The organism is Stenotrophomonas sp. YJH_SMC_130, from assembly GCF_059369035.1.
Genome location: NZ_JCAFSH010000017.1, coordinates 1 through 26,033, shown reverse-complemented (window position 1 = coordinate 26,033; position 26,033 = coordinate 1). Strand labels below are relative to the sequence as shown.

General features: G+C 66.2%; 22 protein-coding genes and 1 riboswitch. Of the genes, 7 read left to right on the top strand and 15 right to left on the bottom strand.

The window, feature by feature from the left end; genetic code table 11:
* Positions 1-129: 129 nt before the first annotated feature.
* Complete coding sequence (locus tag AC5P5V_RS15425; RefSeq protein ID WP_061480500.1) at positions 130-1,386, top strand: 6-phosphofructokinase; 1,257 nt, start codon at positions 130-132, stop codon at positions 1,384-1,386.
* A gap of 117 nt (positions 1,387-1,503) precedes the next feature.
* Positions 1,504-1,893: a DUF488 domain-containing protein gene (locus AC5P5V_RS15420; RefSeq protein WP_005419050.1), complete on the top strand. Its 390-nt coding sequence runs from the start codon at positions 1,504-1,506 to the stop codon at positions 1,891-1,893.
* Between the two features lie 72 nt (positions 1,894-1,965).
* On the opposite strand, the gene AC5P5V_RS15415 is transcribed toward AC5P5V_RS15420, so the two are convergent.
* Positions 1,966-2,469, bottom strand: a complete 504-nt coding sequence (locus AC5P5V_RS15415; protein ID WP_134968682.1) for a hypothetical protein — start codon at positions 2,467-2,469, stop codon at positions 1,966-1,968.
* Between the two features lie 308 nt (positions 2,470-2,777).
* Between AC5P5V_RS15415 and AC5P5V_RS15410 the strand changes: the two genes are divergently transcribed.
* Entirely contained in the window at positions 2,778-4,805 is a 2,028-nt protein-coding gene (locus tag AC5P5V_RS15410; RefSeq protein ID WP_134968683.1) for a sodium-translocating pyrophosphatase, read from the top strand.
* Between the two features lie 95 nt (positions 4,806-4,900).
* On the opposite strand, the gene AC5P5V_RS15405 is transcribed toward AC5P5V_RS15410, so the two are convergent.
* The gene (locus tag AC5P5V_RS15405; protein WP_134968684.1) at positions 4,901-5,368 is read right to left on the bottom strand and encodes a YbaN family protein; all 468 of its coding nucleotides are present in this window, start codon (positions 5,366-5,368) and stop codon (positions 4,901-4,903) included.
* Positions 5,369-5,399: 31 nt separating this feature from the next.
* Entirely contained in the window at positions 5,400-5,987 is a 588-nt protein-coding gene (locus AC5P5V_RS15400) for a biliverdin-producing heme oxygenase (protein WP_134968685.1), read from the bottom strand.
* A 107-nt stretch (positions 5,988-6,094) separates the two neighbouring features.
* On the opposite strand from AC5P5V_RS15400, the gene AC5P5V_RS15395 reads away from it, so the two are divergent.
* Positions 6,095-6,352, top strand: coding sequence for a DUF2789 domain-containing protein (locus AC5P5V_RS15395; RefSeq protein ID WP_005410930.1), 258 nt, complete (start codon positions 6,095-6,097; stop codon positions 6,350-6,352).
* A gap of 96 nt (positions 6,353-6,448) precedes the next feature.
* Here the strand turns inward: AC5P5V_RS15395 and AC5P5V_RS15390 are convergent, their stop codons facing one another.
* From AC5P5V_RS15390 to AC5P5V_RS15370, 5 genes are all read right to left on the bottom strand, one after another.
* On the bottom strand, positions 6,449-9,367 hold the full coding sequence (locus AC5P5V_RS15390) for a TonB-dependent receptor (RefSeq protein ID WP_134968686.1): 2,919 nt from the start codon (positions 9,365-9,367) through the stop codon (positions 6,449-6,451).
* A gap of 251 nt (positions 9,368-9,618) precedes the next feature.
* A complete protein-coding gene (locus AC5P5V_RS15385) occupies positions 9,619-10,554 on the bottom strand; it encodes a FecR family protein (protein WP_134968690.1) in 936 nt (311 codons plus the stop codon).
* 104 nt (positions 10,555-10,658) lie between these two features.
* Positions 10,659-11,159, bottom strand: coding sequence for an RNA polymerase sigma factor (locus AC5P5V_RS15380; protein WP_134968687.1), 501 nt, complete (start codon positions 11,157-11,159; stop codon positions 10,659-10,661).
* Positions 11,160-11,243: 84 nt separating this feature from the next.
* Positions 11,244-11,735, bottom strand: a complete 492-nt coding sequence (locus AC5P5V_RS15375) for a hypothetical protein (protein WP_235643215.1) — start codon at positions 11,733-11,735, stop codon at positions 11,244-11,246.
* Complete coding sequence (locus AC5P5V_RS15370) at positions 11,735-12,226, bottom strand: hypothetical protein (protein WP_134968688.1); 492 nt, start codon at positions 12,224-12,226, stop codon at positions 11,735-11,737. Before AC5P5V_RS15370 ends, AC5P5V_RS15375 begins: the two co-directional genes overlap by 1 nt.
* Positions 12,227-12,410: 184 nt before the next feature.
* On the opposite strand from AC5P5V_RS15370, the gene ppa reads away from it, so the two are divergent.
* Both ppa and AC5P5V_RS15360 read left to right on the top strand, forming a co-directional pair.
* Positions 12,411-12,947 (top strand): inorganic diphosphatase, encoded by a 537-nt coding sequence (ppa, locus tag AC5P5V_RS15365; RefSeq protein ID WP_005410935.1) that lies wholly within the window; start codon positions 12,411-12,413, stop codon positions 12,945-12,947.
* A 152-nt stretch (positions 12,948-13,099) separates the two neighbouring features.
* A complete protein-coding gene (locus AC5P5V_RS15360; protein ID WP_049413685.1) occupies positions 13,100-14,221 on the top strand; it encodes an HDOD domain-containing protein in 1,122 nt (373 codons plus the stop codon).
* Positions 14,222-14,280: 59 nt separating this feature from the next.
* On the opposite strand, the gene AC5P5V_RS15355 is transcribed toward AC5P5V_RS15360, so the two are convergent.
* From AC5P5V_RS15355 to thiC, 6 genes are all read right to left on the bottom strand, one after another.
* Complete coding sequence (locus AC5P5V_RS15355; protein ID WP_061479547.1) at positions 14,281-14,490, bottom strand: hypothetical protein; 210 nt, start codon at positions 14,488-14,490, stop codon at positions 14,281-14,283.
* 169 nt (positions 14,491-14,659) lie between these two features.
* Positions 14,660-17,506 (bottom strand): TonB-dependent receptor, encoded by a 2,847-nt coding sequence (locus AC5P5V_RS15350; protein ID WP_061479548.1) that lies wholly within the window; start codon positions 17,504-17,506, stop codon positions 14,660-14,662.
* A gap of 49 nt (positions 17,507-17,555) precedes the next feature.
* Positions 17,556-18,455 (bottom strand): helix-turn-helix transcriptional regulator, encoded by a 900-nt coding sequence (locus AC5P5V_RS15345; RefSeq protein ID WP_154351385.1) that lies wholly within the window; start codon positions 18,453-18,455, stop codon positions 17,556-17,558.
* Positions 18,456-18,570: 115 nt separating this feature from the next.
* Entirely contained in the window at positions 18,571-20,889 is a 2,319-nt protein-coding gene (locus AC5P5V_RS15340; protein WP_231352283.1) for a winged helix-turn-helix domain-containing protein, read from the bottom strand.
* Between the two features lie 258 nt (positions 20,890-21,147).
* Positions 21,148-21,819 carry an ion channel gene (locus AC5P5V_RS15335; protein WP_134969216.1) on the bottom strand — a complete coding sequence of 224 codons (672 nt, stop codon included), beginning with the start codon at positions 21,817-21,819 and terminating at the stop codon, positions 21,148-21,150.
* Between the two features lie 136 nt (positions 21,820-21,955).
* The gene (gene thiC / locus AC5P5V_RS15330; RefSeq protein ID WP_231352284.1) at positions 21,956-23,800 is read right to left on the bottom strand and encodes a phosphomethylpyrimidine synthase ThiC; all 1,845 of its coding nucleotides are present in this window, start codon (positions 23,798-23,800) and stop codon (positions 21,956-21,958) included.
* Between the two features lie 82 nt (positions 23,801-23,882).
* Positions 23,883-23,984, bottom strand: a riboswitch (TPP riboswitch).
* 224 nt (positions 23,985-24,208) lie between these two features.
* Between thiC and AC5P5V_RS15325 the strand changes: the two genes are divergently transcribed.
* Positions 24,209-25,786: a BCCT family transporter gene (locus tag AC5P5V_RS15325; RefSeq protein ID WP_134969214.1), complete on the top strand. Its 1,578-nt coding sequence runs from the start codon at positions 24,209-24,211 to the stop codon at positions 25,784-25,786.
* A 164-nt stretch (positions 25,787-25,950) separates the two neighbouring features.
* Here AC5P5V_RS15325 and AC5P5V_RS15320 read toward each other — a convergent pair.
* Positions 25,951-26,033 (bottom strand): IS3 family transposase (locus tag AC5P5V_RS15320; RefSeq protein WP_308140961.1); only part of this gene is annotated, 83 nt, incomplete at its 5' end.

Sequence of the window (26,033 nt, the reverse complement as noted above, 5' to 3'; positions counted from 1 at the left end):
ACTCCAACGTGTTGAAAACAAAGAAGGTTTGCGTCCCGGACGGTCCGGTATCGCTGCACCGCAATAGCGCCACTTTACCGCATCCGGGTAATGTCCCTGCAATGTCCCCTCCCCCGAGCAGGTAGAAGCATGCGCAACGGTACTCTCCTTTATGCCCAGTCCGGCGGTGTCACCGCCGTCATCAATGCCACGGCGGCAGCGGTGATCGAGCAGGCCCGGGCCAAGGGCATCAAGGTCCTGGCCGCCCGCAACGGCATCCTCGGCGCGCTGCGCGAGGAGCTGATCGACACCAGCAGGGAGAGTGCCGCCGCGATCCGCGCCCTCGCCCATACCCCGGGCGGCGCCTTCGGCTCGTGCCGGGTCAAGCTGAAATCGCTGGATGCCGACCGCGCCCGCTATGACCGTCTGCTGGAGGTGCTGCAGGCCCACGACGTGCGCTGGTTCCTCTACAACGGCGGCAACGACTCGGCCGACACCGCACTGAAGGTCTCGCAGCTGGCCAAGGCCTCCGGCTACGACCTGACCTGTATCGGCGTGCCCAAGACCATCGACAACGACCTTGCCGTTACCGATACCTGCCCCGGCTTCGGATCAGCGGCCAAGTACACCGCGGTCTCGGTGCGCGAGGCGGCACTGGACGTGGCGGCGATGGCCGAAACCTCCACCCGTGTCTTCATCTACGAAGCGATGGGTCGCCACGCTGGCTGGCTGGCCGCCGCCGCCGGCCTGGCCGGCAACGGTGATGACGAAGCGCCGCACATCATCCTGCTGCCTGAGCGCGCCTACGACGAGGCCACGTTCCTGGCCAAGGTGAAAGCCGTGGTCGAGCGCGTCGGCTACTGCGTGGTGGTGGCGTCGGAAGGCATTGCCACCGCCGATGGCCGCTTCGTTGCCGATGCCGGCGGTGGCAAGGACTCGTTCGGTCATTCGCAGCTCGGCGGCGTGGCGGCGCACCTGGCCGGCCGGGTCAAGGATCAGCTGGGCCTGAAGGTGCACTGGGCACTGCCCGATTACCTGCAGCGCTCGGCCCGCCACCTGGCCAGCAGGACCGACTGGGAGCAGGCGCAGGCGGTGGGCAAGGCCGCGGTGCAGCTGGCCCTGAAGGGCCGGAATGGCGTGATGCCGGTGATCGTGCGCAGCAGCGATTCTCCGTATCGCTGGAAGATCGAAGCCGCGCCGCTGTCGAAGATCGCCAACCACGAGAAGAAGATGCCGGCTGGTTTCATCCGCCGCGATGGCTTCGGCATCACCGCCAGGGCACGCGCCTACCTGTCACCACTGATCAAGGGCGAAGCACCGCTTCCCTATGGCACCGATGGCCTGCCGAAGTACGTCACCCTGAAGAACGTGGCGGTGAAGCAGAAACTGCCGGCCTTCGAAGGCTGACCTGAAAAAGGGGACGGAGGGGATTAAGTCGCATACGCCCCTCTGTCATCTCCAACAGCATCAGCAGTGGGTCGGATACGACTTAATCCCCTCCGTCCCCTTTTCATGGAGATCATCATGGCACTGCGTGTTGTCCGTCTCGGTACGCCGCGCCAACCCGGCGAGGGACTGCGAATCGGCACCGTTCGGCGCCCACCGCGCGGCGTGCCGCGCAGCGAGTTCGCCCGACAGGACTGGTACGACGTCTGGTTTCCTACCCTGTCACCCAGCGCGGAGCTGGTGAAGCGGGCACATGAGGCAACGACGGCGGCCGATTGGACCGCCTTCTTCCGCCATTACAAGGCCGAGATGAAGGCGCCCGATGCCGCCCACGCGCTGGACCTTCTGGCCGCGATGTCGCAACACAGCGACATCAGCGTGGGCTGCTACTGCGAGGATGAAGCGCACTGCCACCGCAGGGCATTGCGCGAGCTGCTGGTGGCGCGGGGGGCAATGCTGGCGGATTGATCGGCCGGATGCCGGCCAGCGGCCGGCACTACCACGCGTGGATGGCGGCGCGGGTGCACCGCCCACGCAACTTCAATTGCAAGCCTTGCCTTCCATCTGCAGCTGCGCGGCGAACATCGTCACCTGCGGAATCTGGCCGGCGGCGGCCTGCTTCTTCGCCTCTTCCAGATAAATGCGCGATTGGCCCTGCCCATCCAGCTCGACCTTGTGGCTCGACGGCAGGCGCCACACCCGCACCACCGCCTGCTGCGCCGGGCATGCAGCGTTGGGCACGCGGATCACATCATTGAGCTTCCAGCCCTTGTCGGCACTCGGCTGCGCCTTGGTGTAATCGACGAAGCGCGCGCGTGGCTGGCATTGCTCGCGGGTCCGGACGGCGGAGAAGCGATATGGCGCGGCGGCATCACCGGTGAACGCACCTTCCAGCCGCGCGCAGGCCTCGGGGATCTGCCGCAGCGTATGCACCGCGCCCACCGCCTGCGGCGCACCGACCGCACGCTGCAGTTCCGGCGTTTCCGCAGCAAAGGCCGGTGCGGCCGGGACCAGGGCGGCAAGCATCAACAGGGACAGGCGCATGGGGGATCTCCTACGGGGCTGTGCGCAGGCTTGCAGAGGCTGCCTTAACGGGGTGCAAAGGCCGTTGGCTCGCCAATCATGCCCAGGGCCCGACGGCATGCGCCGCGGCTCCCAGGAGCCAGTCGAGCATGGCTCGACTCTACAAGTGGCGGCACGCATACTGCGGGCACCAGGGAATGCTGAACACCGCCATACGTCGGACGACCGCCCAGGTCGGTACGGGTTGGTTCCAGGCTGCAGCCCGTCGTCCCCCTCGTGGTGCCGTTCATCGCCACTGGATGCCTACATCCATTCTGCGGAGGGGTCTAATGCTGGAACGTCACGGGCTGTCACTGGCGCTGGGCTGCGCCATTCTCGCGATCCTGTTCGGAATCGTCTCGGCGCGCTGGATCCTGCGCCAACCCACCGGCAATGCGCGCATGATCGCGATCGCCACCGCGATCCAGGAAGGTGCGCGTGCCTACCTCAACCGCCAGTACCTGACCATCGGCATCGCCGGCGTGGTGCTGTTCGTGCTGGTCGGTGTGTTCCTCAGCTGGTACACCGCGATCGGCTTCGCGGTCGGCGCGGTGCTGTCCGGCGCGGCCGGCTACATCGGCATGAACGTGTCGGTACGCGCCAACGTGCGTACCGCAGAGGCGGCGCGCAACGGCATCAGCGCGGCGATGGACGTCGCCTTCCGCGGCGGCGCGATCACCGGCATGCTGGTGGTCGGGCTGGGCCTGCTGGGCGTGGCCGGCTACTACGCACTACTGTTGCAGATGGGCCTGCCGATGGAACAGGCGCTGCACGCGCTGGTCGGCCTGGCCTTCGGCTCTTCACTGATCTCGATCTTCGCGCGGTTGGGCGGTGGCATCTTCACCAAGGGCGCCGACGTGGGCGCCGATCTGGTCGGCAAGGTCGAAGCCGGCATTCCCGAAGACGATCCGCGCAATCCGGCGGTGATCGCCGACAACGTCGGTGACAACGTCGGCGACTGCGCCGGCATGGCGGCCGACCTCTTTGAAACCTATGCAGTGACCGTCATCGCCACCATGCTGCTGGGCAGCCTGATGCTGGCCGAAGCCGGTGCCAATGCCGTGCTGTATCCGCTGGTACTGGGCGGCGTGTCGATCATCGCGTCGATCATCGGCGCGCTGTTCGTCAAGGTGAAGCCCGGCGGCTCGATCATGGGCGCGCTGTACAAGGGCGTGATCGTTTCCGGCGTGCTGGCCGCCATCGCCTTCTACCCGATCACCACCGGACTGATGTCCGACAACGTGCATGGACCGACGGCGCTGTATGGCTGCGCGCTGATCGGCCTGGTCCTGACCGGCCTGATCGTGTGGATCACCGAGTACTACACCGGCACCCAGTACAAGCCGGTGCAGCACGTGGCGCAGGCCTCGACCACCGGCCACGGCACCAACATCATTGCCGGCCTCGGCATCTCGATGAAATCCACCGCGCTGCCGGTGGTGGCGGTGTGTGCGGCGATCTGGGGCGCATTCGCACTGGGCGGCCTTTACGGCATCGCCATTGCCGCAACCGCCATGCTGTCGATGGCAGGGATGATCGTCGCCCTCGATGCCTACGGCCCGATCACCGACAACGCCGGTGGCATCGCCGAAATGGCCGAGCTGCCTTCGGAGATCCGCGACATCACCGATCCACTGGATGCGGTGGGCAACACCACCAAGGCCGTGACCAAGGGCTATGCGATCGGCTCGGCGGCGCTGGCGGCACTGGTGCTGTTCGCCGACTACACCCACAACCTGCAGGCAGCCAATCCCGGCCAGGAATTCCGCTTCGATCTCAGCGACCACACGGTGATCATCGGCCTGTTGATCGGCGGCCTGATTCCCTACCTGTTCGGTGCGATGGCGATGGAAGCGGTCGGCCGCGCGGCAGGCGCAGTGGTGGAAGAAGTGCGCCGCCAGTTCCGCGAGATTCCCGGCATCATGCAGGGCACCGGCAAGCCGCAGTACGACAAGGCGGTGGACATGCTGACCCGCTCGGCGATCCGCGAAATGATCGTGCCCTCGCTGTTGCCGGTCGCCGTGCCGGTGGTGGTCGGCCTGCTGCTGGGGCCGCGCGCACTGGGCGGCCTGCTGATCGGCACGATCGTCACCGGCCTGTTCGTGGCCATTTCGATGACCACCGGCGGCGGCGCCTGGGACAATGCCAAGAAATACATCGAGGATGGCCACTTCGGTGGCAAGGGCAGCGAAGCGCACAAGGCCGCGGTGACCGGCGACACTGTTGGTGACCCGTACAAGGACACCGCCGGCCCGGCGATCAACCCGCTGATCAAGATCATCAACATCGTGGCGCTGCTGCTGGTGCCGCTGCTGTAGATCCACGCGACGCGCGGATGGCAGGCTTGACAGGGTCGGATCCCTTTCCTGCGGAAAGGGATCCGACCCCGATGGCGGCCACCGCCCGGGCCCGGTCAGCAGGCAGCATCGTCTCGGGTTCCAGCGGTATCGGGGGATGCGGCGCGGCGGCGGGCCGCGCGAGGATCGTTGGCGTCGTCCACTTCCACGACCGGATTGGGCTCCGGTCGCGGTGCCGGCCGGCTGAGCACGTAACCGGCGCTGGCGGCAAAGAACAGGCCCACGCCAAGCAACAGGCGCCACGACGGATGCGCGCCCCAGCAGAACAGGGCAAAGCCCGCCGCCATGCCTGCGCTGGCAAACGCCTTGCCCTTGCCCGACACGGCGCCCTGCTCGCGCCACAGCCGCAGCGACGGGCCGTAGCGTGGATGCGCCAGCAGGCGCTGCTCGAACGTCGGCGAGCTGCGCGCGAAGCAGCCCACCGCGAGGATCAGGAAGATGGTGGTCGGCATGACTGGCAGCAATGCGCCGATCACCCCGAGGCCGACCATCAGCCAGCCCAGCGCGAACCAGAGCCAGCGCATCAGCGCTGCACCTGTGGGCGCGCGCCGCGCATCAGGCGAATTCCACTTCGACGTGGCGATGCACGCTGCGGAACGCAGCGTCGGCTGCATCGATCACCTGCTGGTCCTGCTCGGCACTCAGCGGCACCGCGTCCAGCGCAGCGGTGAACTCGCGCCAGTGGCGCGCTGCGCCATCGGGATGGGCGGCCAGGTGGCGGGCGCCGAAATCACGGTTCAGGCCGAGCTTGGCCGCCATCTTGTACAGGATGGTGCCGCCCAGATTGGAGCCTTCGGCCACGTACAGCCAACCCAACGCAGTCGGCAGCGCGAGGTCCGAGGGCAGCGCGTCGATGTCCGCGCCCGGGAGCGTCTGCTCCAGATCCTGCAGGTCGCGCGCGACCTGTCTCAGTCGGCGGCGCGCGCCCAGATCGGGCAGCAGTGCGCCCAGCGCAGGGTTGGCATACAGCGCATCGATGCTGCGGTGGAAGCGATACTGCACGCGCAGGAAACGGGCGAAGTTGCTGCGATCGGCGAAGATGTCACCGGCCATGATGCGCTTGTCCAGCGCACCGTGGCTGTCGCGGGTGGCGGCCTTGAGCCGCAGGCTGCGGCTGTCTTCGGGAGCGATGTGTGCGTTCATGGGGGAATGCCAGGAGGGTCGTCCTGCTGTAGACGTCTGCCACGGGGCTTTCCCCAAGGCCGTCTACACCGATAATGGGCCATCCCCTTGTCCATCCGGAATCGACGATGATCACCACCGAACCGCGCATGACCAACCTGTTCCTGCAGCTGGGCCTGGACGCCAGCGCCGAGGGCATCGCCCGCTTCATCCGCGAGCACCAGCTGGCCACCGACGTCGAAGTGGTCGAGGCGCCGTACTGGAATGATGCCCAGCGCCAGTTCCTGTCCGAGTCGCTGCAGGCCGATGCGGCATGGACCACCGTGGTGGATGAGCTGAACGAGTCGCTGCACGAAGATGCGGTGAAGGCGTCGAGCGGGCTGTAAGTGCCCTGATGGGGGCGCCGGGCATGGCCCGGCGCTACCGTTGTCTCGCGCTGGGGTCAGAGCCCTTTCCGCAGGAAAGGGAGCCGACCCCGCAGATCAGTACTTCCAGGTCAACGCCAGCCTTGCGGTGCGACCCGGCGCCGGCATCACGCCCAGGGCCAGCGGGTCCAGGTAATAGCGGTCGGTCAGGTTGTCCACGCCGGCTTCCACCGACAGCTGGTCGTTGAAGCTCCAGCTGGCGAACAGGTCGACCAAGGTGTTCGGCCGGTACAGCTGCTGGATCGCCGACAGGCCCACGTTCCAGTCCTTGTCCAGCGTGCTGATCGGGCCAGCGTTGTGGACCATGCGGGTGCCGAAGGTCAGGCGCTCGTCGAACAGGCGCGAGCCCAGGGTCAGGTTGACCATGTAGCGCGGCGGGTTCTGGGTGTTGGTGTACGACCCCTCGAAGCCGCCGTCCACGCAGTTGGGCGTGTGGGCCAGCTCATCGTTCCTGCGCTGTGCGCCATAGGCCCGGCGCTCGGCGGCGATGTCCGGCGCGCAGGTCTTGGCTTTGAAGTAGTAGTGCGCGGACAGGTCGGCGAAGACCTTGCCGCTGTCATAGCTGGACTGGAACTCCATGCCCGAGACCTTGAACTGATCGACGTTGCGGATCAGGCCGGCCGACAGCGTGCGGTAGTCACGGGTGATCAGGTCGTCGATGCGGGTATCGAAGTACGCCAGCTTCAGCGCCAGGCGGTCGCCGGCGGTGAACAGGTCGTAGCGGAGGGTGCTGGCACCGATTTCCCAGCTGCGCGCACGCTCCGGCTTCAGCTCACCCACCGGCTTGGCGGCGGTGAACAGGCCCAGCGTGGTCTCGAACAGGCTCGGCAGCTTGGTGCCCTCGGCGTACTTCACATAGACCAGGGTGTCTTCGCTGAAGCGGTAGGCCACGCTGGCAGTCGGCGAGAACGCGGTGTCACGGCGGCGGATCGGCGGCGACCAGGTCCAGCTGACCGGCACTTCCAGATCCTGCGGTTTGCCGGCGTCATAGAAGTTCCACCCACCGATGTCGCCCACCGTGCCCTTCTTGTACGGCGAGGCCAGCAGCGATTCCTGGGTGAAATTGCCATTGGCATCCGGATACCAGTTCAGCAACGCGATGCGCTTGGCGCGCCACGAGGGCAGTGCCGGGTTGCCGTTGAGCAGCTCGGTGTAGCGGTACTGGCCCTGCACCTCATAGGTATCAGGCGTGGCCAGGCGGTTGCGGTCATGCACCTCCACGCGGTTCCAGCGGCCGCCGGCCAGCAGTTCCCAATGCTCATCGGGCTGCCACTTCAGCGAGGCCACGGCGCTGTATTCCTTGCGCTCGGCGTTGCGCAGGAAGCGGTTGTTGACCAGGTCGTCATGCTTGATCGGGCCCGAGTCGCCCGGGGCGATATCTTCGTCGCTGTAGGACAGGCCATAGTCGAGCGTGAACGCTCCGGCGCGGGTGTCGAACGTCGAGGTGTTGCTGGCATCCAGGTTGAAGCGCTTCTGCCGCAGCGGGTTCCGGTAGGCATCCTTGTAGCCGGGATCGCCACTGAAACTGGGCGCGTCGTACCACTCGGTGCGGCGATCGAAGTACCACGGCGTGATGCCGGTCAGGCTGTTGTACATCACGCTGTCGGTGTCGGTGTACGCTGCATTGACGCGCAGGTCGATCAGCTCGCTGTCCGGATCGAAGCGATAGCGCAGGGTGTAGCTGTCCATGTCGACGTGGCCCGGGTCCCACTGCGGGATGCGGTCACGGTCGACGCGGATGATCTGCGAGGCCATGATCTCGCCGGCCGTGCCTTCATAGCGGCGGTAGCCGGCTTCCAGGCTCTGCGTGTCATCGATGCGCCAGGTGCCCTTGAGCAGCGCCGACTTCGAACGCGAGGAGGTGTTGAACACTTCGGTGCGCGGCGGATTCAGCGGCGCCAGCGTACGACGGGTCTGCGGGAAATCATCGTAGCCGTGCTTGCCGGAGAAATAGTTGCCGTTGTCCCGGTACGCGTAGGCCGCAACCAGGTCGAAGCGCTCCCAGTGACCGGCACCGGCCACGTTGAAGAACTGGCTGCCGGTGGCGCTACGATCGGTGCGCGGCGTCGCACTGAAGGACGGCAGGTTGTTGGCACTGCCATTGGCCAGGCCACTGCGCACGCGCACGCCGAAGTCGCGCCCTTCGCGCAGCACGTCACCGATCTTCAGCGTCTCCATCTCGACCATACCGCCGATGCCACCGGAGGCGTTGGCCTGCAGGCTTGGGCCCTTGGTGATGGTCAGGCTGGAGATCAGGTCGGGGTCGAGGTAGGTGCGCTGTGACTGGCCCGCATAGCCGCGGTAGGTATCCATGCTGGACTGGCCACCGTCGATGATCACCGGTACGCGGCCCTGGCCCTGGATGCCACGGATGTTGACGTCGAAGCCATTGCCGACGCGCGGATCACCGGCGGTGACACCGGCCACACCCTTGACGATGTCACCGTTGGAGGTGCCGCGGAAGCGCTCCAGGTGCGCGCGGTCGAGCGTGGTGATCGAACCCACGCTGCGGTAGCTGTCGAGCAGGCGTGCTTCATCGTTGTTCGCACCACTGTCGACGCGGTCGCCGGCCACACTCAGCGTGCCGGTGACGATCACACCGCTATCGGCCCGCACCGGCGTTGCTGCCTCCAGAGTGACCGCATCGGCGCTGACCCGGCGCACCGCCACACCACTGCCCTGCAGCAGGTGCTGCAACGCCTGGTTGGCCGACAGGCTGCCGCTGACCGCGTGGGAGGTTGCGCCGTGTGCCAGCGATGCGGGGTACACCACCTGCACGCCGGATTGGCGCATGTAGCTGCGCAGCGCCTCATCCAGCGGTTGTGCAGGAATTTCGAAGCGCAGTACGGCCGCGTGGTCGCTGCGGGCGCTCTGCGCCAGTGCGGGTGGCGTCGTGCTGGCCAGCCCGGCGGCAAGCAACGCAATGCACAGACGGGACGGGCGCAGTACGCGGCCCGAGCGGTGGGAGTCGAACATGGAAGAACCTGTCAGGTAATCGGTGCCGCGAACGCGGCGTCATCCGCAACACGGGCGGACACGGCGACGTACGTGGCGACGGCGGGTACGTTCGCCGGGTAAGACGGCTGGGCACGCGACAACCCCAAGAGCGATTTGCGGTCGCAGGGGATGCCGACGGTGCGCGGTGGTTGCCGACCGTTGGTCGGCCGGTGGCGGTGGGTGCCGACCGTTGGTCGGCACAGAGACGCTCATCCACGCGTGGCGTGGAGCTACTGCACGATGGCGACGCCGAATGGAAGACGAGTAACCTGAAGACCTGCCGTTGCCGCCAGTGCATCCAATGCCTGCTCCGGGCGGTCGATGCGCAACGCAGCACTCACTGCAGGCAGACGTGACAGATCACCGCGCACGAAGGTCGGTCCCGCGCGATAGCGCCCCACCCACTGCACCGCATCGGCGACGCTGGCCTGCTCCAGCAGCAGCTCGCCCTGGCGCCAGGCGCCGACGCTGTCGGCAGTCACGTCAGCCCGTCGCATGACCCCGCCACGTTCAGTGTAGACGGCACGCTGCCCCTGCTGCAGGTAGGTCCAGCAACCGTCGGCCGGGCTGGCCACGCGCACCCTGCCCTGCCCAACCTGGGTTTCCACCCCCTCGTCTCCACGCGCCACGGTGAACGCGGTCGAGATGTCCTCGACCAGGCCATTGCCTGCGCGCACGCTGAAACGCCGCTGTGCATCCGGGCTGACCTCGAACCAGGCGCGCCCGCGCAGCAGCTCGACCTCGCGGGCGTTCGCATCGAAGCGCACGGCAATCGCACTGTCCGCATCCAGCACCGCCCGACTGCCATCGGGCAGCCGCACGTGCTGCACCTGATGCGTGCTGCGATGATCGGACTGCAGGCGCAGCCACGCCTCCGGCCATGCCACCAGCATCGCCAGCATTGCCGCCACAGCCATCGCCCAGCGCAGTCGATGCGGCCGACGCCGTCCGCTGGCCCCGGCGGCCTGTGGGCGCGGCCCGACACTGCGCCACAACGCGCGCTCGTGTTCGAAGGCCCTGCGGTGCCCCGGCTGTTGCAACCAGTGCTCGAACGCCTGCATGCGTGCATCGCTGATGTCACCCGAGGCCAGCCACGCGATCCAGTCCCGGGCCTGTTCGGCCAGGGCATCGTCATTGGCGGCGGGCTGCATGTTCGGCGGGCTCATCGGCTGGCGGACAGGCGCATTCAAGCGCAGGCGGGGGAACTGGACCGCATCCACGGTCCAGTGATCAAGACGTCTGCGCGAAGGCCAGCCCCAAGCCGGCGCGCTCATCGACCGCTGCGCGCCCAGGCCAGGCGCTGCAGCGCGGAGCGCACATGATTCTCGACGGTGGTCACCGAGACCCCCAGGCGGCGTGCGATCTCGGCCTGGGTGAGGCCCTGCAGGCGGTTGAGCCGGAAGATGGTGCGGGTCGGCTCCGGCAGGTGACCCGCCGCATCGAGCACCCGCTGCAGCTCATCCTGTGCCATGGCCTGCTCCTCGGTGGAGATCACCTCGTCGGCCCCCCACAGGTAGTGGTCGGCCAGCAGCCGGTTGCGGCGGCTCGATTCGCGGCCGTGGTCAGTGGCAAGGTTGGCGGCCAGCCGATACAGATAGGCCCGCGGGTTGCCGATCGCCTGGCTGTCATCGACCCCACGGGCCTTGAACCACACCGCCTGGATCACGTCCTCGGCGCCGCTGTCACCCCCGAGGATGCGCTGCACCCGGCGCAGCAGCGCTGGCCGCTCGCGGATCAGCAGCTCAGTGAGGGAGGCAGCATTGGAGGACATGCGCGGAGCCGGGACGACAGACGGGAGGCACCGCGCATGCTACTCCGGTAATGCGAATAAGTCACATTCGTATCGTTGCCGGGGCTACAGGCAATCAACCAGTGCGTCGTACGTATTGGCAGTCGTGCCGGGCAGCGGCGCGTGCAACGCATCGAACCCCTCCCCCGTTTCCCACACCTGCAACAGGGTTTCCAGGCGTGTTCCGGTTGCCAGCGGCAGCACGCAGGCATAGCGTCCGCGGTTGACCGTGATCAGGCCGCTGGACTTTACCCTGGTGTTGCTACCGGCGAAGGTCCATACACACTGGACAACCACCCCCGCGGCCTGGTCCACGGAACAGCGCAGGCGCATGGCCCACAGATTGATGTACTCGCCCTCGCAGAAGGTATCGCCACATACCTCATCGAAGCCACGCACCAGTTGCCGCTCGGCAGCAAGGAAACGCTCGTGGCCGCCCCCCGGGCCGGCGTAATCCCGCGCATCGACGAACGCAGGCGCAGCCTGCGCGACACCGGCGCACGGCAGGCTGACAGACAGCACGCCACACAACAGCCAGCATCTACGGAAGCTCCCCATCAGCCCACCCTCCCCTGCGTGCGCAGGCATTCAGGCAAGCCATCGAAGATGCCGTGGTCAAGCCCAGGCAAAGGCGCGGTCAGGCCGCCCGGCGCTTCCAGGGAGGCGTAGAACGCGTCGACGGGCACCCCGGGCTGCATTTCGACCGGACAGACCCAGCTCCCGTTGTCGATCCGCACGTGTCCCGTGTCGGGCTCAACCTCCAGCTCGCTGGCGGCCACCACCCAGACACAGCGCTGCACGGTGCCGCGGTGGGCGAGCACGGCGCAGCGGAACTCCATCACCCGGTAGTTGCTGTAATCACCTTCACACAAGGTGTCGGCACACCATGCGGCGAATTCGCCGGCGACCGCGTCCTCCAGCGCAAAGGCACGGTCCCATCCGGCCTCGTCGGAGGGATAGTCAATCAGGTTGACATGCAACCCGCGCGCGAACGCGGGCAGCGGCGCCAGCAGCAGCAAGGCACAACAGCCCAAGCGGTTCCAGTTCATGGCAAGTCTCCTTGGCAAGGACGTCCAGCCTGCCGCGGGGACCGGGTCGAACCCATCGGGAAACCCCGCCCCACCCGCTCCGCCAGGGGCGGGCGCGCAGGTCGGCCCAGCCCTACCCTGCACAGCGCCCGGCAAAGGCATAAAATGGTGAGCTATCCGTCTATATCCCCACCTGGAGCACACCATGGGCCTGGAACTCGTCTCGCCCGGCAAGAACCCGCCGGAAGAAATCAACGTCATCATCGAGATCCCGAAGGACTCGGAGCCGGTGAAGTACGAAGTGGACAAGGAAACCGGCGCGATCTTCGTCGACCGCATCCTGTCCACCCCGATGCGCTATCCGTGCAACTACGGCTACGTGCCGAGCACCCTGTGTGGCGACGGCGATCCGGCCGACGTGCTGGTGGTGCTGCCGCTGCCGCTGGTGCCGGGCTCGGTCGTGCGCTGCCGTCCGGTCGGTGTGCTGAAGATGAGCGATGAGGCAGGCAGCGACGAGAAGATCCTCGCCGTGCCGGTCTCGAAGATCTTCAGCGGCTACGCCCACGTCGAAGACATCGCCCAGGTCTCGAGCCACTGGCTGGAGCGCATTGGCCACTTCTTCGAGCATTACAAGGATCTGGAGAAGGGCAAGTGGGTCAAGCTGGACGGTTGGGGTGGCGCCGCTGAGGCCAAGCAGATCCTGATCGAGGCGCACCAGCGCCATCTCGACAGCAAGGCCTGAGCCTGAACCGGATCGCTCCGGCGATACCCCGCCGGAGCGATGCGGGTCACGTTTCATGATGACGGCACATCACTCTTGCTGCCGTATTAGGTAAATTGCGTCACTTCACACGTCATCGACATCCATCGTCGAGACAGCCAGGGGAATGTGTCGTGCGTATTCTGCTTGTTGGGGATGCAGCCAGCCTGCCGGCTGAGCTGACCGAATTCATTGCCGATCTTGGGGAAGACTGGCAGCCGCTGACCGCCGCCGATGGCCAGACCGCGATGACCGCGGTGGCCACGCAGGGCGTGGACGCGGTGATCGTCTGCCCGCAGTTGCCCGATCTCAATGCCACCACGCTGCTGGGCCAGATCCGGACACTGCGCCCGGAAACCATCCGCATCGCGCTGGTCGATGCACACCATGGCAACCGCCCGCCGCCGGCGCGCCTGATCGGTGTCGCCCACCGCTTCCTGCCGCTGCCGCTGGCGCCGGAAGTGCTGCTGGAGGCATTGACCAGCCTGGAAGAACTGCGCGAAGTGCTGGACAGCCCGCGCCTGCGCGATGCCATCGGCCGTATCGAGAAACTGCCATCGCCACCGCACCTGTACCTGAGCCTGACCCAGGCCCTGGAACATGACGACGATACCGACAGTGCCGATGTGGCCAAGCTGGTCGCCGCCGATCCGGCCATCGCGGCCAAGGTGCTGCAACTGTCGAACTCGGCGTTCTTCAGCCAGGGCCGCACCATTGCCGACCTGCGCACCGCGGTCACCCGGCTGGGCCTGGCCACGCTGCGTGACCTGGTGCTGGCCAGCGAAGTGTTCTCCGCGCCGACGCTGTCGGCTGCCGAGCGCAACTCACTGCAGCAGCGCGCACTGCTCGCCTCCCGGCTGGCCGCACGCCTGCTGCCCGAGTCCAGCGCCGAACTGGGGGCGACTGCCGCACTGCTGGCCGACATCGGCCTGCTGCTGCCCGGCGTGCGCAACGAGCGCAGCGAGCCCGCGCTGGCCGGCGATACCCGCCCAGGCCATGCCGAGGCCGGCGCCTACCTGCTGGGCCTGTGGGGCCTGCCGATGCCGATCATCGAAGCGGTGGCATTCCACCTGCAGCCGCAGCGCGCCAACACCCGCAGCTTCTGGGTGACCGGCGCGGTGCACGTGGCCCTGGCGCTGGTCAATGGCGATCCGGTGGACGAGGACTACCTGCAGCGCGCAGGCGTGCTGAACAAACTGCCGCAATGGCGCGAGCACGCCAATGCACTGATGGGACTGGTGCCCAGCGACGCCTGAGCGTGCTGGATGATGTCCTGACGACAGAGGGCGCACCCACACGGTGCGCCCTTTCCATGTCAGCGGGTACCGCAGGCATCCTGCACGCAACGCCGATACTGCGACTCGCAGATGACCGGTGACTTGCCACTGGCCAGGCACTGCTGGCGGAACTCTTCGCAATAAAGCCCGCCACCACAGACCCCGAGGCCCTGTGCGAACACCGCGCCCACCAGCGTCGCATAGATCAGTACAGCGGCTGATGCCTGGCGCAGCAACGTGTTCTTCATATCCCTCTCCACATGCAAGCGTCCGGTATTGGACCTCCTGACTGTGTCGATTGCGACACGACAGGACCGTGACTGCGCTCACCTTCCAACAGTTTCCGGAATTCCCCTACAAAAAAGAGGGCGGACCTTGCGGCCCGCCCTCCCCGTGTTGCTACCGCACTTCGATGGATCAGAAGCGCTGGGTGTACTTCATGTACAGGAAGCGACCCACATCGAAGCCGCCGTAGTAGGCGAACGCCGAGTTCGGAGCCGAGTACTGCAGCGGACCCTTGTGGTCGAACACGTTGTTCGCACCCAGGGCGATCGTCGCATCCCACGGCGCCTTCCAGCTGACCTGCAGGTCGTGGAAGGTGTTGGAGCCGGTGTGACGCAGCGGATCGGTTTCGCCATTGGCCATGTGGTTCGGCGCATCGCACCAGCCATCAGCCAGCGAGATGCAGCTTTCCTTCATACCGGAGTAGTAGCGCGCGGTGTAGTTCACACCGAAATCGCCGTACTGCCAGTTGACGCCCAGGTTCGAACGCACGCGGAACAGGCCCGGCTCGCCGACGCGGCCGATCATGATGTTGTCACCCGCGCTGTTCTGGCCCTGCTCGTCGTACTTGGCGGTGTAGCTGGTGGTCCAGTCGATGCTGAACTGACCGATGGCCAGTTCCGGCAGGCGGTACTTGATGCCCAGGTCGTAACCTTCGGTTTCCATCTTGCCGAGGTTGGCGGTGCCGTAGGTGATCGCACTGACGTGGCCGTCAGCCGCACGGGTCACGCTCGAGCAACGCTCGGAGTTGCCCAGCACGTAGCAGTCACGCAGGATGCGGTCGACGCTGTCAGCGATGATCATGTCGCTGATTTCGTACTTGTACCAATCCAGCGAGACGTCCAGGCCCTGCACCCAGCGCGGGCTCCACACCAGGCCGAAAGTGGTGCTCTTGGAGGTTTCCGGCTTCAGGTTCGGGTTGGCACCCGAGACGAACTGGTCACCCGACTGGCACGGCAGGGTCGAGCACGGCAGGTTGCCCTGGCCCAGCTGCACATAGTTGGCCGGAGCGCCAGCGGCGGTGCACGCGGCATTGCCGGCAACGCTGCCCGGGGCGTTCACGCCGCACGGATCGATGTAGGACTCGAAGCTCGAGCTCAGGCCACCGTACAGGTCGCTGATGGTCGGAGCGCGGAAGCCCTCGGCGTAGGTGCCGCGGACCAGCAGTTCATCCAGCGGACGCCAGGTCAGACCGAACTTGCTGTTGGTGGTGCCACCGAAGTTGCTGTAGTCCGAGTAACGGCTGGCAACGTTCAGGGTCAGTTCCTTGGCGAAGGCCATGTCGGCCAGCAGCGGCACGTTCAGTTCGAGGTAGACCTCGTTCAGATCGTACTGGCCGCGGGTCGGCTTCTGGCCCAGGCCGGTGGACTGGCCCGACTGCGCGAAGGCGTCCGGCACGTAATTGCCTTCTTCCTTGCGGTGCTCGACACCCAGCGCGAAGCCCAGGTCGCCGGCCGGCAGGGTCACGATGGAACCGGACAGGTTGGCGGTGAAGCTGGTGGTCTTGGTGACGCCGCGGGTGGTGAAGGTCGGGAACAGGAAGTCCTGCAGCTCCTGGTTCGCCAGCGAACCCTGGCCATCAACACCGTACGGCAGCAGCGGGTTCCACGGGCGGCAGTCGCCCAGGATCGGCTTGGCCGAGGTGCCGCAGCGTGCAACGCCGCCGGCATCGATGAACGACGGGCCCAGGGCCTGGCCTGCAGCGATCAGGCTCATGTCGCCGCGGTTGCTCTTGATCGACTCGTTGCGGTTCCACAGCGCGCCGACGTCCCAGTCGAAGGTCTTGCCGCCCAGCTCGAAGAAGCCGGTCAGGGTCGGAGCGAAGCGCAGGGTCTTCAGCTGGCTGTCAGTGGTACGCGGCACTTCCCACAGGCGGCGACGGAAGCTGACGTCCTGGCCGACCGGGTTGAAGGCGCTCGAACCCTCCAGCGGGGTGCCGAAGGAGTTGGACTGGAACGGGTAGCCGGCGATCTGCTGGAACGTCTGGCGCTCGTTGTAGAGCACGTCGGTGTTCAGGCTGATCGAATCGGTGAAGTCGTACGTGCCGTTGATGTAGACCGACTTGCGCTTCACACCGGTCAGCAGGGTCATCTGCTCGTTGGAGTTGGCGAATTCGTCCGGCGTAATGACATGGTAGTCATTCGGGTTCTTCGGGTTGCCGCCGGCGTTCAGGGTCTTCCAGACAGCCTGCTTGGAGTCGCCGCAGTTGACCTGGGTCGGGTTGCACCAGCTGCCGTTCTGGCTGATCGGGCTCCAGGTGGCCGAGGTCGAGTTCGGACCCAACGAGCCGTCGCGGCTGTACCAGCGGTCCTTGGCCCACACCGGATCCTGCTTCGAGTACTCGGCCGACAGGGTCAGGCTGCCGCGTTCGCCGCGGGCACCGAGGGTCATCGAATAGGTTTCGGTGTCGCCGTCGCCCTTGCCGTACTGGCCGACGTAGACGTTGGCTTCGCCGCCGTCGAAGTTCTTGCGGGTGATCACGTTGACCACGCCGGCGATGGCGTCAGAGCCGTAGATCGACGAGGCGCCGTCCTTCAGGATTTCGATGCGCTCAACGGCCGACATCGGGATCTGGCTCAGATCCTGGTAGCCCGCAGTGGTTGCGCCCAGACGCTTGCCGTTCATCAGCACCAGGGTGCGCTGGGCGCCCAGGTTGCGGATGTCGACGTAGTAGCCGCCCACGTTCTCGCCCGAAGCCAGCGACTCCGAACGCGAGATGGCCGGGGAGCCGGCCGAGGTCAGGTTGTTCAGCACGTCGGCGACGCTCGAGAAGCCCTGCTTTTCCAGGGATTCGCGGGTCATCGTCAGGATCGGCTGCTGGGTTTCCACCGAGGCGCCGCGGATGCGCGAGCCGGTGACCGAAATGCGGTCCAGATCGGTGGTGCCCTTTGCTTCCTGGGCGGAAGCAAAGGCCGGCGCCAGCGCCAGCGCAATGCCGGCCGGCAGCAAGCCGAACCGCACTGCGGGATTACGAACGTTCATCAATCTCTCCAAGGTACGTGTTAGCAGCGTGTTAAAACACCCCAGCACGTTACGATTGCGTTGCAGCGCTGTATTTGCGCGAACCAACCGGAGACTTTGCGGATTGTGGCGGGAGCAAGCCGCCGTTCTCCCTGAAGCGCGATGCGGACTGGCCGTAGCGGGCGCGGAACGCACGCGCGAAGCTGCAGCAGTTGTCGAAACCGCTGGCGGCAGCGACCTCGCCCACCATCATGTCGGTGTCGCGCAGCAGGTCAGCGGCGCGTTCGAGGCGCAGTCGTGCCGAAAGCGACTGCGGGCTTTCCTCGTACAGGCTCTGGAAGGTCTTGGACAGGTACCAGCTGGAGAAGTTGGTCAGCTCGGCCAGTTCGCCGATGCGCACCACCCGGTGGCTGTTGCCTTCCAGATAGAGGCGCGCGCGCTGCATGCGGCCGAACACCTGGCGCTTGCGGCTGCGCGAGCGGCCCGGGCAGCGCTGCACGTTGTCGGCCAGGCCACGCTGCAGGCCCGCGAGGTGCAGCAGCAGCGGGCGCAGGGCCTGCGCCGGCTGGCCGCTGGCCAGCGCATCGCGCCACAGGCGCAGCGCCACGCGGGCATCAGTACGGTTCATCCGGCCACGACCTGCATACAGGCCGCAGTCGGCCATCTCGGTCAGCACGCGAAGCGCTTCGATGTTCAGGTTCAGGCCGACGCACAACCCGTTGCGACCGGCCTGCACCAGCGGCCGCGATTCCTTCTCGAAGGCGATCCACTCGCCCTGGCGCAGGCGGAAGCGCCCTTCCTTGGCCTCGACCCACGAGCTGCCACGCACCTGCATCCAGACAGTGAAGCTGGAGCCGGCGGTCTGCAGGCTGCCCAGCCGGGCCACGCCCAGGCAGGTCGGTGCGACTTCGTCGAGCGACCGGTCCAGGGAAACAGTTTGGCCGCGATCGGCCAGCGAGAGTTGACGCATGGGGGCACCACGGATTTGCCTAGTACAGGACTCCGTTTTGCCAAATCAGGCGGCACCGCGTCAGGAAGGTCCGACGAGATCGCCACGAATTCGCGACGAGATCCCGACGAAGAAATTACGAAGGCCCGTTTCCCTTGAACAACAACAACTTGGAGAATGCGGGAAACAGTGCAGGCGGGCGTTCGGGCAACCGCATCACGCCGATGTCAGCGCCATCGCTGACCGCCATCGCCACGAACAGGTCCTTTCCGTCGGCGCTGGCACTGAGCCCGTTGCCGGCGCTGAGCCGTTCTGCGTCCAGGCAGCGTTCCGCCTCCTCGCGGCCGGGCTGGATGCGCACGAAGGTGGTGCCACACGTTGTAGAGGTACCGAGGTAGCCGATGCCGCTGTTGCCGGTCACGGTCCAGGCCCGGTATCGCCAGCGGCTGGGCCGGTCATCGCTGATCTGCTGCACGCTGGCCGGGGACAACGCGGCATCCGCCGACCACAGGCCACCGGCGGCCAAGCGGGTGAACAACACGCGGCCACTGCTCCGGTCAAAGCGCGCCTGCGACACCCCATCGATGCTGGCCAAGCGGCGCCAGGGCTGGACGCTGCGATCGAACAGGCTCAACCGCGTGCGCTGGTCGGCATCGCGCTCGACCACAAACAGCTGCTGCGGCGAGGCGCCATACAGTGCCTGCAACGGCTGTTCGGCCGGAACCGGCAAGGGTTGCAGGCGTTCATCGCGTGGCGCGATTTCATAGAGCACCGTGCGCCCATGCGCATCGCGGCCAACCACCAGCAACTGCCGGCTGTCGGCCGACCAGTCCGGTGCCTGCCGCGCTTCGGGCCGCAGGCCTTCGATGGGACGCAGCGAATCGGGCCGCTGCATGTCCGCCCACCACAGCGCGAAGCTGCCGGAGCGATCGGAGGTAAAGACCAGCTGGCGCCCATCGGGCGCTGCCATCGGCTGCCCATCGCGGCCGCTGGAGGCAAACAGGCGCTCGGGCGCGCCGCTGCCCTGCATGGGCACCTTGAACACGCCGAACTGTGCGCGCCGGTGAACGAAGGCCAGCATGCCACCGCGTCGTGACACGGCCGGCCATTGCGCATCATCCAGGCCGGCATCGCGCAGCGTGTGCCGCTCGACATCCAGGTAATAGAGCCGCGCCTCGCTATCGACACGACGACCGAAGACGATGGTGCGGCCATCGTCCAGCCAGGCCCAGCCGCGCAGCTCTGCCGCTTCATCGGTCAACTGCTCGGGCGTACCGCCCGCGGCCGGCACCCGCCACAGATCACCCAGCTGCGGGTTGCGCACGAACACCAGCCATTGCCCATCGGGCGAATACCGCGGTGCGTAGTCGAAGTCATCCTCATCGACGCTGTAGGCCAGCGCGCGCCACTGGCCACTGGCCAGGTCCAGCACACGGATGCCACGGTGCGCGTAGCGACCGACCATGCTGCCGAACACCAGGCCACGCCCATCTGGCGTCCAGTCGAAACTGAGCAGCTCCGTGCCATCGCAGCGTGTGGCCTGGCGCAGTGCGCCACCGGTGGCGCTGGCGATCAGTACCTGGCACCCGCCGTCGGCGGAGAACCGCGCGAAGGCGATTTCGCGGCCATCCGGCGACCAGTTCGGGAAGCGATCGACGGCACCGGCTGGTGGCGCCAGCAACTGGCGCGCCGGCGCGTTGCCGGAGGTCTGCAGCTTGATCGCGCCACCGCCGTTGCCATCCTCGTTGGCGCCCTCATAGGCCACCAGAGAACCGTCCGGTGACAGCGTGGGATAGGTTTCAAAGCCGCTGGTCGCGGTGATCAACCGATACGGCCGCTGCGGGCTGCCGATCACCCGCGTACCGTTCTCCACGGCAGCCTCCACCGGCGAACTGCCGGCCGGTGCACGGCGCAGCAGCAGCGTGGTCAACACCAGCAGCGTGGCCAGCATCAACACGCCCAACGCCAGCAGCACGCGCCGACGGATATGGCGCCAGCGGCGGCGCGCTGCCTGTGGATGCGCAGGCAACGCAGCAGTGGTCACCGGCTGCGCGGCCATGCCTTCGTCGTCAGGGACGCCTGCGGCCACGGGCTCGGCATCGTCCAGCACCTGTACCGGGACCAGAAGCCGATAGCCGGTCTTGGCGATGGTTTCGATGTAGGCCTGGCCGTTGTCGTCGTCGTTGCTGAACGCCTTGCGCAGCTGGGTGACGGCCTGGGTCAGCACATCGTTGGTCGGCAGCGTGTCCGGCCATACCTCGGCGAACAACTCGTCGCGGGTGACAACACGGCCCGGCTGCCGCAGCAGCACGCGCAGCACGCCCAGGGCCTTCGGCGTCAGCCGGCGCGGGCGACGCGCGCCGACGACCTCGACTTCGCGCGAGGACAGAGTGACGGTGCACTCTCCTATCCGTATCCGATCGGATACCGGGGGCTGGATTTCGCTGCTGTTCATTTTCTGCTACACAGTAGAGACAGGTCCCGGGCAGTGTTGCCTTCGATACCGCCCCGTCCTGGGAACAGCGAAAAGCCAGACTCCGCACAAAGCATCGGCGCATACCGCAAAAACAATCGAGCGCGCGAATACTAGCCTATGCAAGTTACCTCGCCTATCGCGTGGTCGACATCAGGCTCTCTCTCGCCGACGCATTCACATAATTTGCGACATCATTCGCGCCCTTTCGGGCGCGAAATTTTTATCTGGCGTTCATTTTCACATGCGCCGCAACATGGTCAATCCGACCAGCCGCGAAACCACCAAAGCCACGTACATCACGCCGGAAAACTGCTCCAGCATGACCAGTGCGCGTGCCTGTGGACGCAACGGCACGACGTCACTCAAGCCGACTCCAGACAGCAAGCTGAAGCTGAGATAAAGCAGCTCCATCCAACTGCGCTGCGCGCCTCCGCCGGTGCCCTGGAAGCTGCCCGGGTACCACTGCTGGCATACCGCGAATGCGAACGCGAATGCCCATGCAAGCAAGGTGAATGTCGCGCCTGCGGCGAACAGTTCGTCGCGGGTGACCTTGTGGTCCTGGAGCATGTACGCAATCAGGGCGCCGGCCGTGTAGAAGTACAGCAGGCTCTCCAGCAACTGCGCGGTGGTCAGCAATGCGCTGCGGTCGAGCAATGCACCGGCCAGCGAGAACACCACCGACGGGATGGCCAGCACCAGTGCCAGCCAGGTGCCCAGCGGGCTGCGCTGCACCACCCACAGCGCCAGGCCCAGTACCGCCATGCCGAACATGCCCAGCGCCGCGCGGCCGGCAGCGGTGTCATCCAGCGCGGGGTACAGCAGCACCGCGATCAACTGGGCGCCCAGCAGCCAGGCCGAAGGATGACGGCGGGCAATGGCCAGCCAACGGGTGGTCATGGCAACAGGCATGGTGTCCTTCCCCCAGGGTGATGCGCGGAGCATAGCGGGGAGCGGCGTGATGAGCGGTGGTGCCGGCCGCTGGCCAGCACGCTTCCCGGCCCCCGCACAACCGGCTGCCGGCCAGCGGCCGGCACCCGGCTACTCGTCATCCCTGCTGGTAGACCTCTGCGCCAGCCGCGCGGAACTCCTCCGACTTCTCCTTCATGCCGGCCTCGGCGTAGTCACGCACATCCTGGGTGATCTTCATCGAACAGAAGTGCGGGCCGCACATCGAGCAGAAGTGGGCCAGCTTGTGCGCATCCTTCGGCAGCGTCTCGTCATGGAACTCCTTGGCCTTCTCCGGATCCAGGCCAAGGTGGAACTGGTCTTCCCAGCGGAACTCGAAGCGCGCCTTGCTCAACGCGTTGTCGCGAACCTGCGCGCCCGGATGGCCCTTGGCCAGGTCGGCTGCATGCGCGGCAATGCGATAAGCCATGATGCCGTCGCGCACGTCCTGGCGATTGGGCAGGCCGAGATGCTCCTTCGGCGTCACGTAACAGAGCATGGCCGTGCCGAACCACCCGATCATCGCCGCGCCGATCGCGCTGGTGATGTGGTCGTAGCCCGGTGCGATATCGGTGGTCAACGGCCCCAGCGTATAGAAAGGCGCCTCGCCGCACTCACGCAGCTGCTTGTCCATGTTCTCCTTGATCAGCTGCATCGGCACGTGGCCGGGGCCCTCGATCATGGTCTGCACATCATGCTTCCAGGCAATCTTCGTCAGCTCGCCCAGTGTTTCCAGCTCACCGAACTGCGCGGCGTCGTTGGCGTCGGCGATGCAGCCCGGGCGCAGGCCGTCACCCAGCGAAAAGGTCACGTCATAGGCCTTCATGATTTCGCAGATCTCTTCGAAATGCGTGTACAGGAAATTCTCCCTGTGGTGCGCCAGGCACCACTTGGCCATGATCGAGCCCCCGCGGCTGACGATGCCGGTCACCCGCTTGGCGGTGAGTGGCACGTAGCGCAGCAGCACGCCGGCGTGGATGGTGAAGTAGTCCACGCCCTGCTCGGCCTGCTCGATCAGCGTATCGCGGAAGATCTCCCAGGTCAGTGCTTCGGCGCGGCCATCGACCTTCTCCAGCGCCTGGTAGATCGGCACGGTACCAATCGCCACCGGCGAGTTGCGGATGATCCACTCGCGGGTTTCATGGATGTGCTTGCCGGTGGAGAGGTCCATCACGGTGTCACCGCCCCAGCGGATCGCCCACACCAGTTTCTCTACCTCCTCGGCGATTCCCGAGGAAACGGCGCTGTTGCCGATGTTGGCATTGATCTTGGTCAGGAAGTTGCGGCCGATGATCATCGGCTCGCTTTCCGGATGGTTGATGTTGTTGGGCAGCACCGCGCGGCCGCGCGCGATTTCATCCCGCACGAACTCCGGCGTGATGATCTGCTGGATCGAGGCGCCGAACGCCTCGCCCGGGTGCTGCTGCAGCAGGCCCGCATCGCGGATCGCTTCCAGCCGCTGGTTCTCGCGGATGGCAACGAATTCCATTTCCGGGGTGATGATGCCGCGGCGCGCGTAGTGCATCTGGGTGACGTTCGCGCCTGCCCGTGCACGGCGCGGCAGGCTGCGTGCGGGGAAGCGCACGGCAGCGAGCTTGGGGTCGTGCTCGCGATCACGCCCGAACGACGAACTCAGGCCTTCGAGCTGCTCGGTATCGCCACGTTCCTCCACCCAGCCGCGACGCAGTGCCGGCAGACCGGCGGACAGATCGATACGCACGCCCGGATCGGTGTAGGGGCCGGACGTGTCGTAGACCGTGACCGGCGCATTCTCTTCGCCGCCGAACAGCGTCGGGGTGCGGGTCAACGCGATCTCCCGCATCGGCACCTGCAGATCCGGGCGCGAACCGGGCACGTGGATCTTGCGCGAGCCGGGAATGGGCCGGGTCACGGATTCGGAGAGTTGCTGGGCCTGTTGCTGCAGGGCGGAGAGCTGTGCGTTCATCGGGCATCGTCCAGGAAGGTCAGGGACGAAGCGGCGGCGCACTGCGACCGCGCCCGGACGCTCCTTGGGCGGAGTCCGGGAATGGCTGCATTGCAAAGCTTCCCTACGCCGGTATGAGCCGGATCAGGTTCCAAGGGACTGTCTCAACCGTGGCCACTTGGCCGCGGTACCCCCGCTTCTTGGCGTGCATTAGAGCATAGACCGCCCGCCTCCGGAGTTGCCCCCAATCGATATTCGTTAACAGAACCATGACGTCGCGTTCAGTAACGTGCACGTCCGTCGCGCTCCAGCGACCGATGCTTCCTTCGCCGCCGACGCGGCCCCTGCCCGGTTCGCGCTGCATGCCGCCGGCCCTTCGCTGCAAGCTCTGCTCGCTCCCCTCAATCCCTTGATCGGAGAAGCTCCTTCATGGTGTTTCGCGTTTCCATCGCACTGGTTCTGCTGCTGGTGCTGCTTGCCGGTGTTGCACCCGGTCCCTTCAACACCGTGGTCCAGTCGATGCTGGCCGAGGTCATCCGCAGTGTCGGCTGGCTGTACCTGCTGGTCGTGTTCCTGGCGCTGGTGTTCCTGATGTACCTGGCCTTCGGCCGCTTCGGCAACCTGCGCATCGGTGGCGAAGATGCCGAGCCGGAGTTCTCGCGTGCCAGCTGGATGTCGATGCTGTTCGCTGCCGGCATGGGCATCGGCCTGGTGTTCTGGGGCGCAGCCGAGCCCATTTCGCACTTCAGCAAGCCACCGGAGGGGCTGGCGCCCGAAAGCATGGACGCCGCGCGCGCCGCCATGCGCTATGCGTTCTTCCATTGGGGCCTGCACCCGTGGGCGATCTACGCGCTGATCGGCCTGGCGATGGCCTGGTTCCAGTTCAATCGCCAAGGCGGTGGTCAGATAAGCGACATGCTGCAGCCAATCATCGGTCGCCACCATCGCGGCTGGGCCGGAAAGGTGGTCAACATCTCTGCGGTGGTGGCCACCGCAGTCGGCGTGGCAACCGCACTCGGCTTCGGCACGGTGCAGATCGCGGCCGGCGTGCAACGCGTGTTCGGCGTGCAGGCGGGCGTACCGCTGCAGTTGACCATCATCGCAGTGGCATTCGTGCTGTACATGGCGTCCACGCTCAGTGGCGTCGGGCGTGGCATGAAGTGGCTATCCAACGTCAACCTGGCGCTGGCGGCATTGCTGCTCGCACTGGTACTGGTGCTCGGTCCGACCGGCGCCATCTTCAATACCTTCACCACCACACTGGGCTCCTATCTCAACCAACTGGTGACCATGAGCCTGCGCATGTCGCCGTTCTCGTCCAGTACCTGGGTGGCCGACTGGACGATCTTCTACTGGGCCTGGTGGATTTCCTGGGCGCCGTTCGTCGGTTCGTTCATCGCGCGCATCTCGCGCGGCCGCAGTGTTCGCGAGTTCGTGGTAGGCGTGGTGCTTGCGCCAACTCTGTTGGGCTTCTTCTGGTTCTCGGTCTTCGGGGGCACCGCAATCTGGTCGCAGATCTTCGGTCACGCAGACCTGGTGCAGGCACTGGGCAACGGCTACGAGACGGTGCTGTTCACCCTCTTCGACAGCCTTCCCCTGCCGTTGCTGCTGTCGAGCATCGCGCTGGTGCTGCTGATGATCTTCTTCGTGACGTCGGCCGATTCGGCAGTGCTGGTACTGGCCACGATGTCCACAGACGATGCGGGCGAACCACCGCGCAGGCACAAGATCGCGTGGGGCGTGGGCATCGCGCTGATCGCGGGCGCGTTGCTGCTCGCAGGTGGCCTGGAGGCACTGCAGGGCATGATCACGATTGCGGCATTGCCATTCGCACTGTTGATGGTGCTGGTGATGGTGTCGCTGTATCGGGTGCTGGATCAGGAATACACGCGCGAGCGGCGGCAGGCGCAGCGCCAGCGGCACATGATCGATGCGTGGATCGCACGCGAGATGGCGGCGCAGGAGGAGACACAGGCCGAGGCCGCACGCGCGCACGATCAGGATTGAGCGTGTTTTGCAGCCTGCGGCTGCACCGCTTTTTCAAGCAACGGCAACAGCAACATCAACTTCAAGAGCGGCTCTGGTTTCTGCGGGTTGGGTGGGGCGGTATGGGGGGCAGGACACGCCGTAAACCCATCCATGAAGTGACCCCCGAGACTTGGACGGTGGGGTCAGGCGGCTGCTTGGGCCTGTTCCCGGTACTTTACCGGGCTTAGCCCCTTCAATTTCAATCTGATTCGCTCTTGGTTGTAGT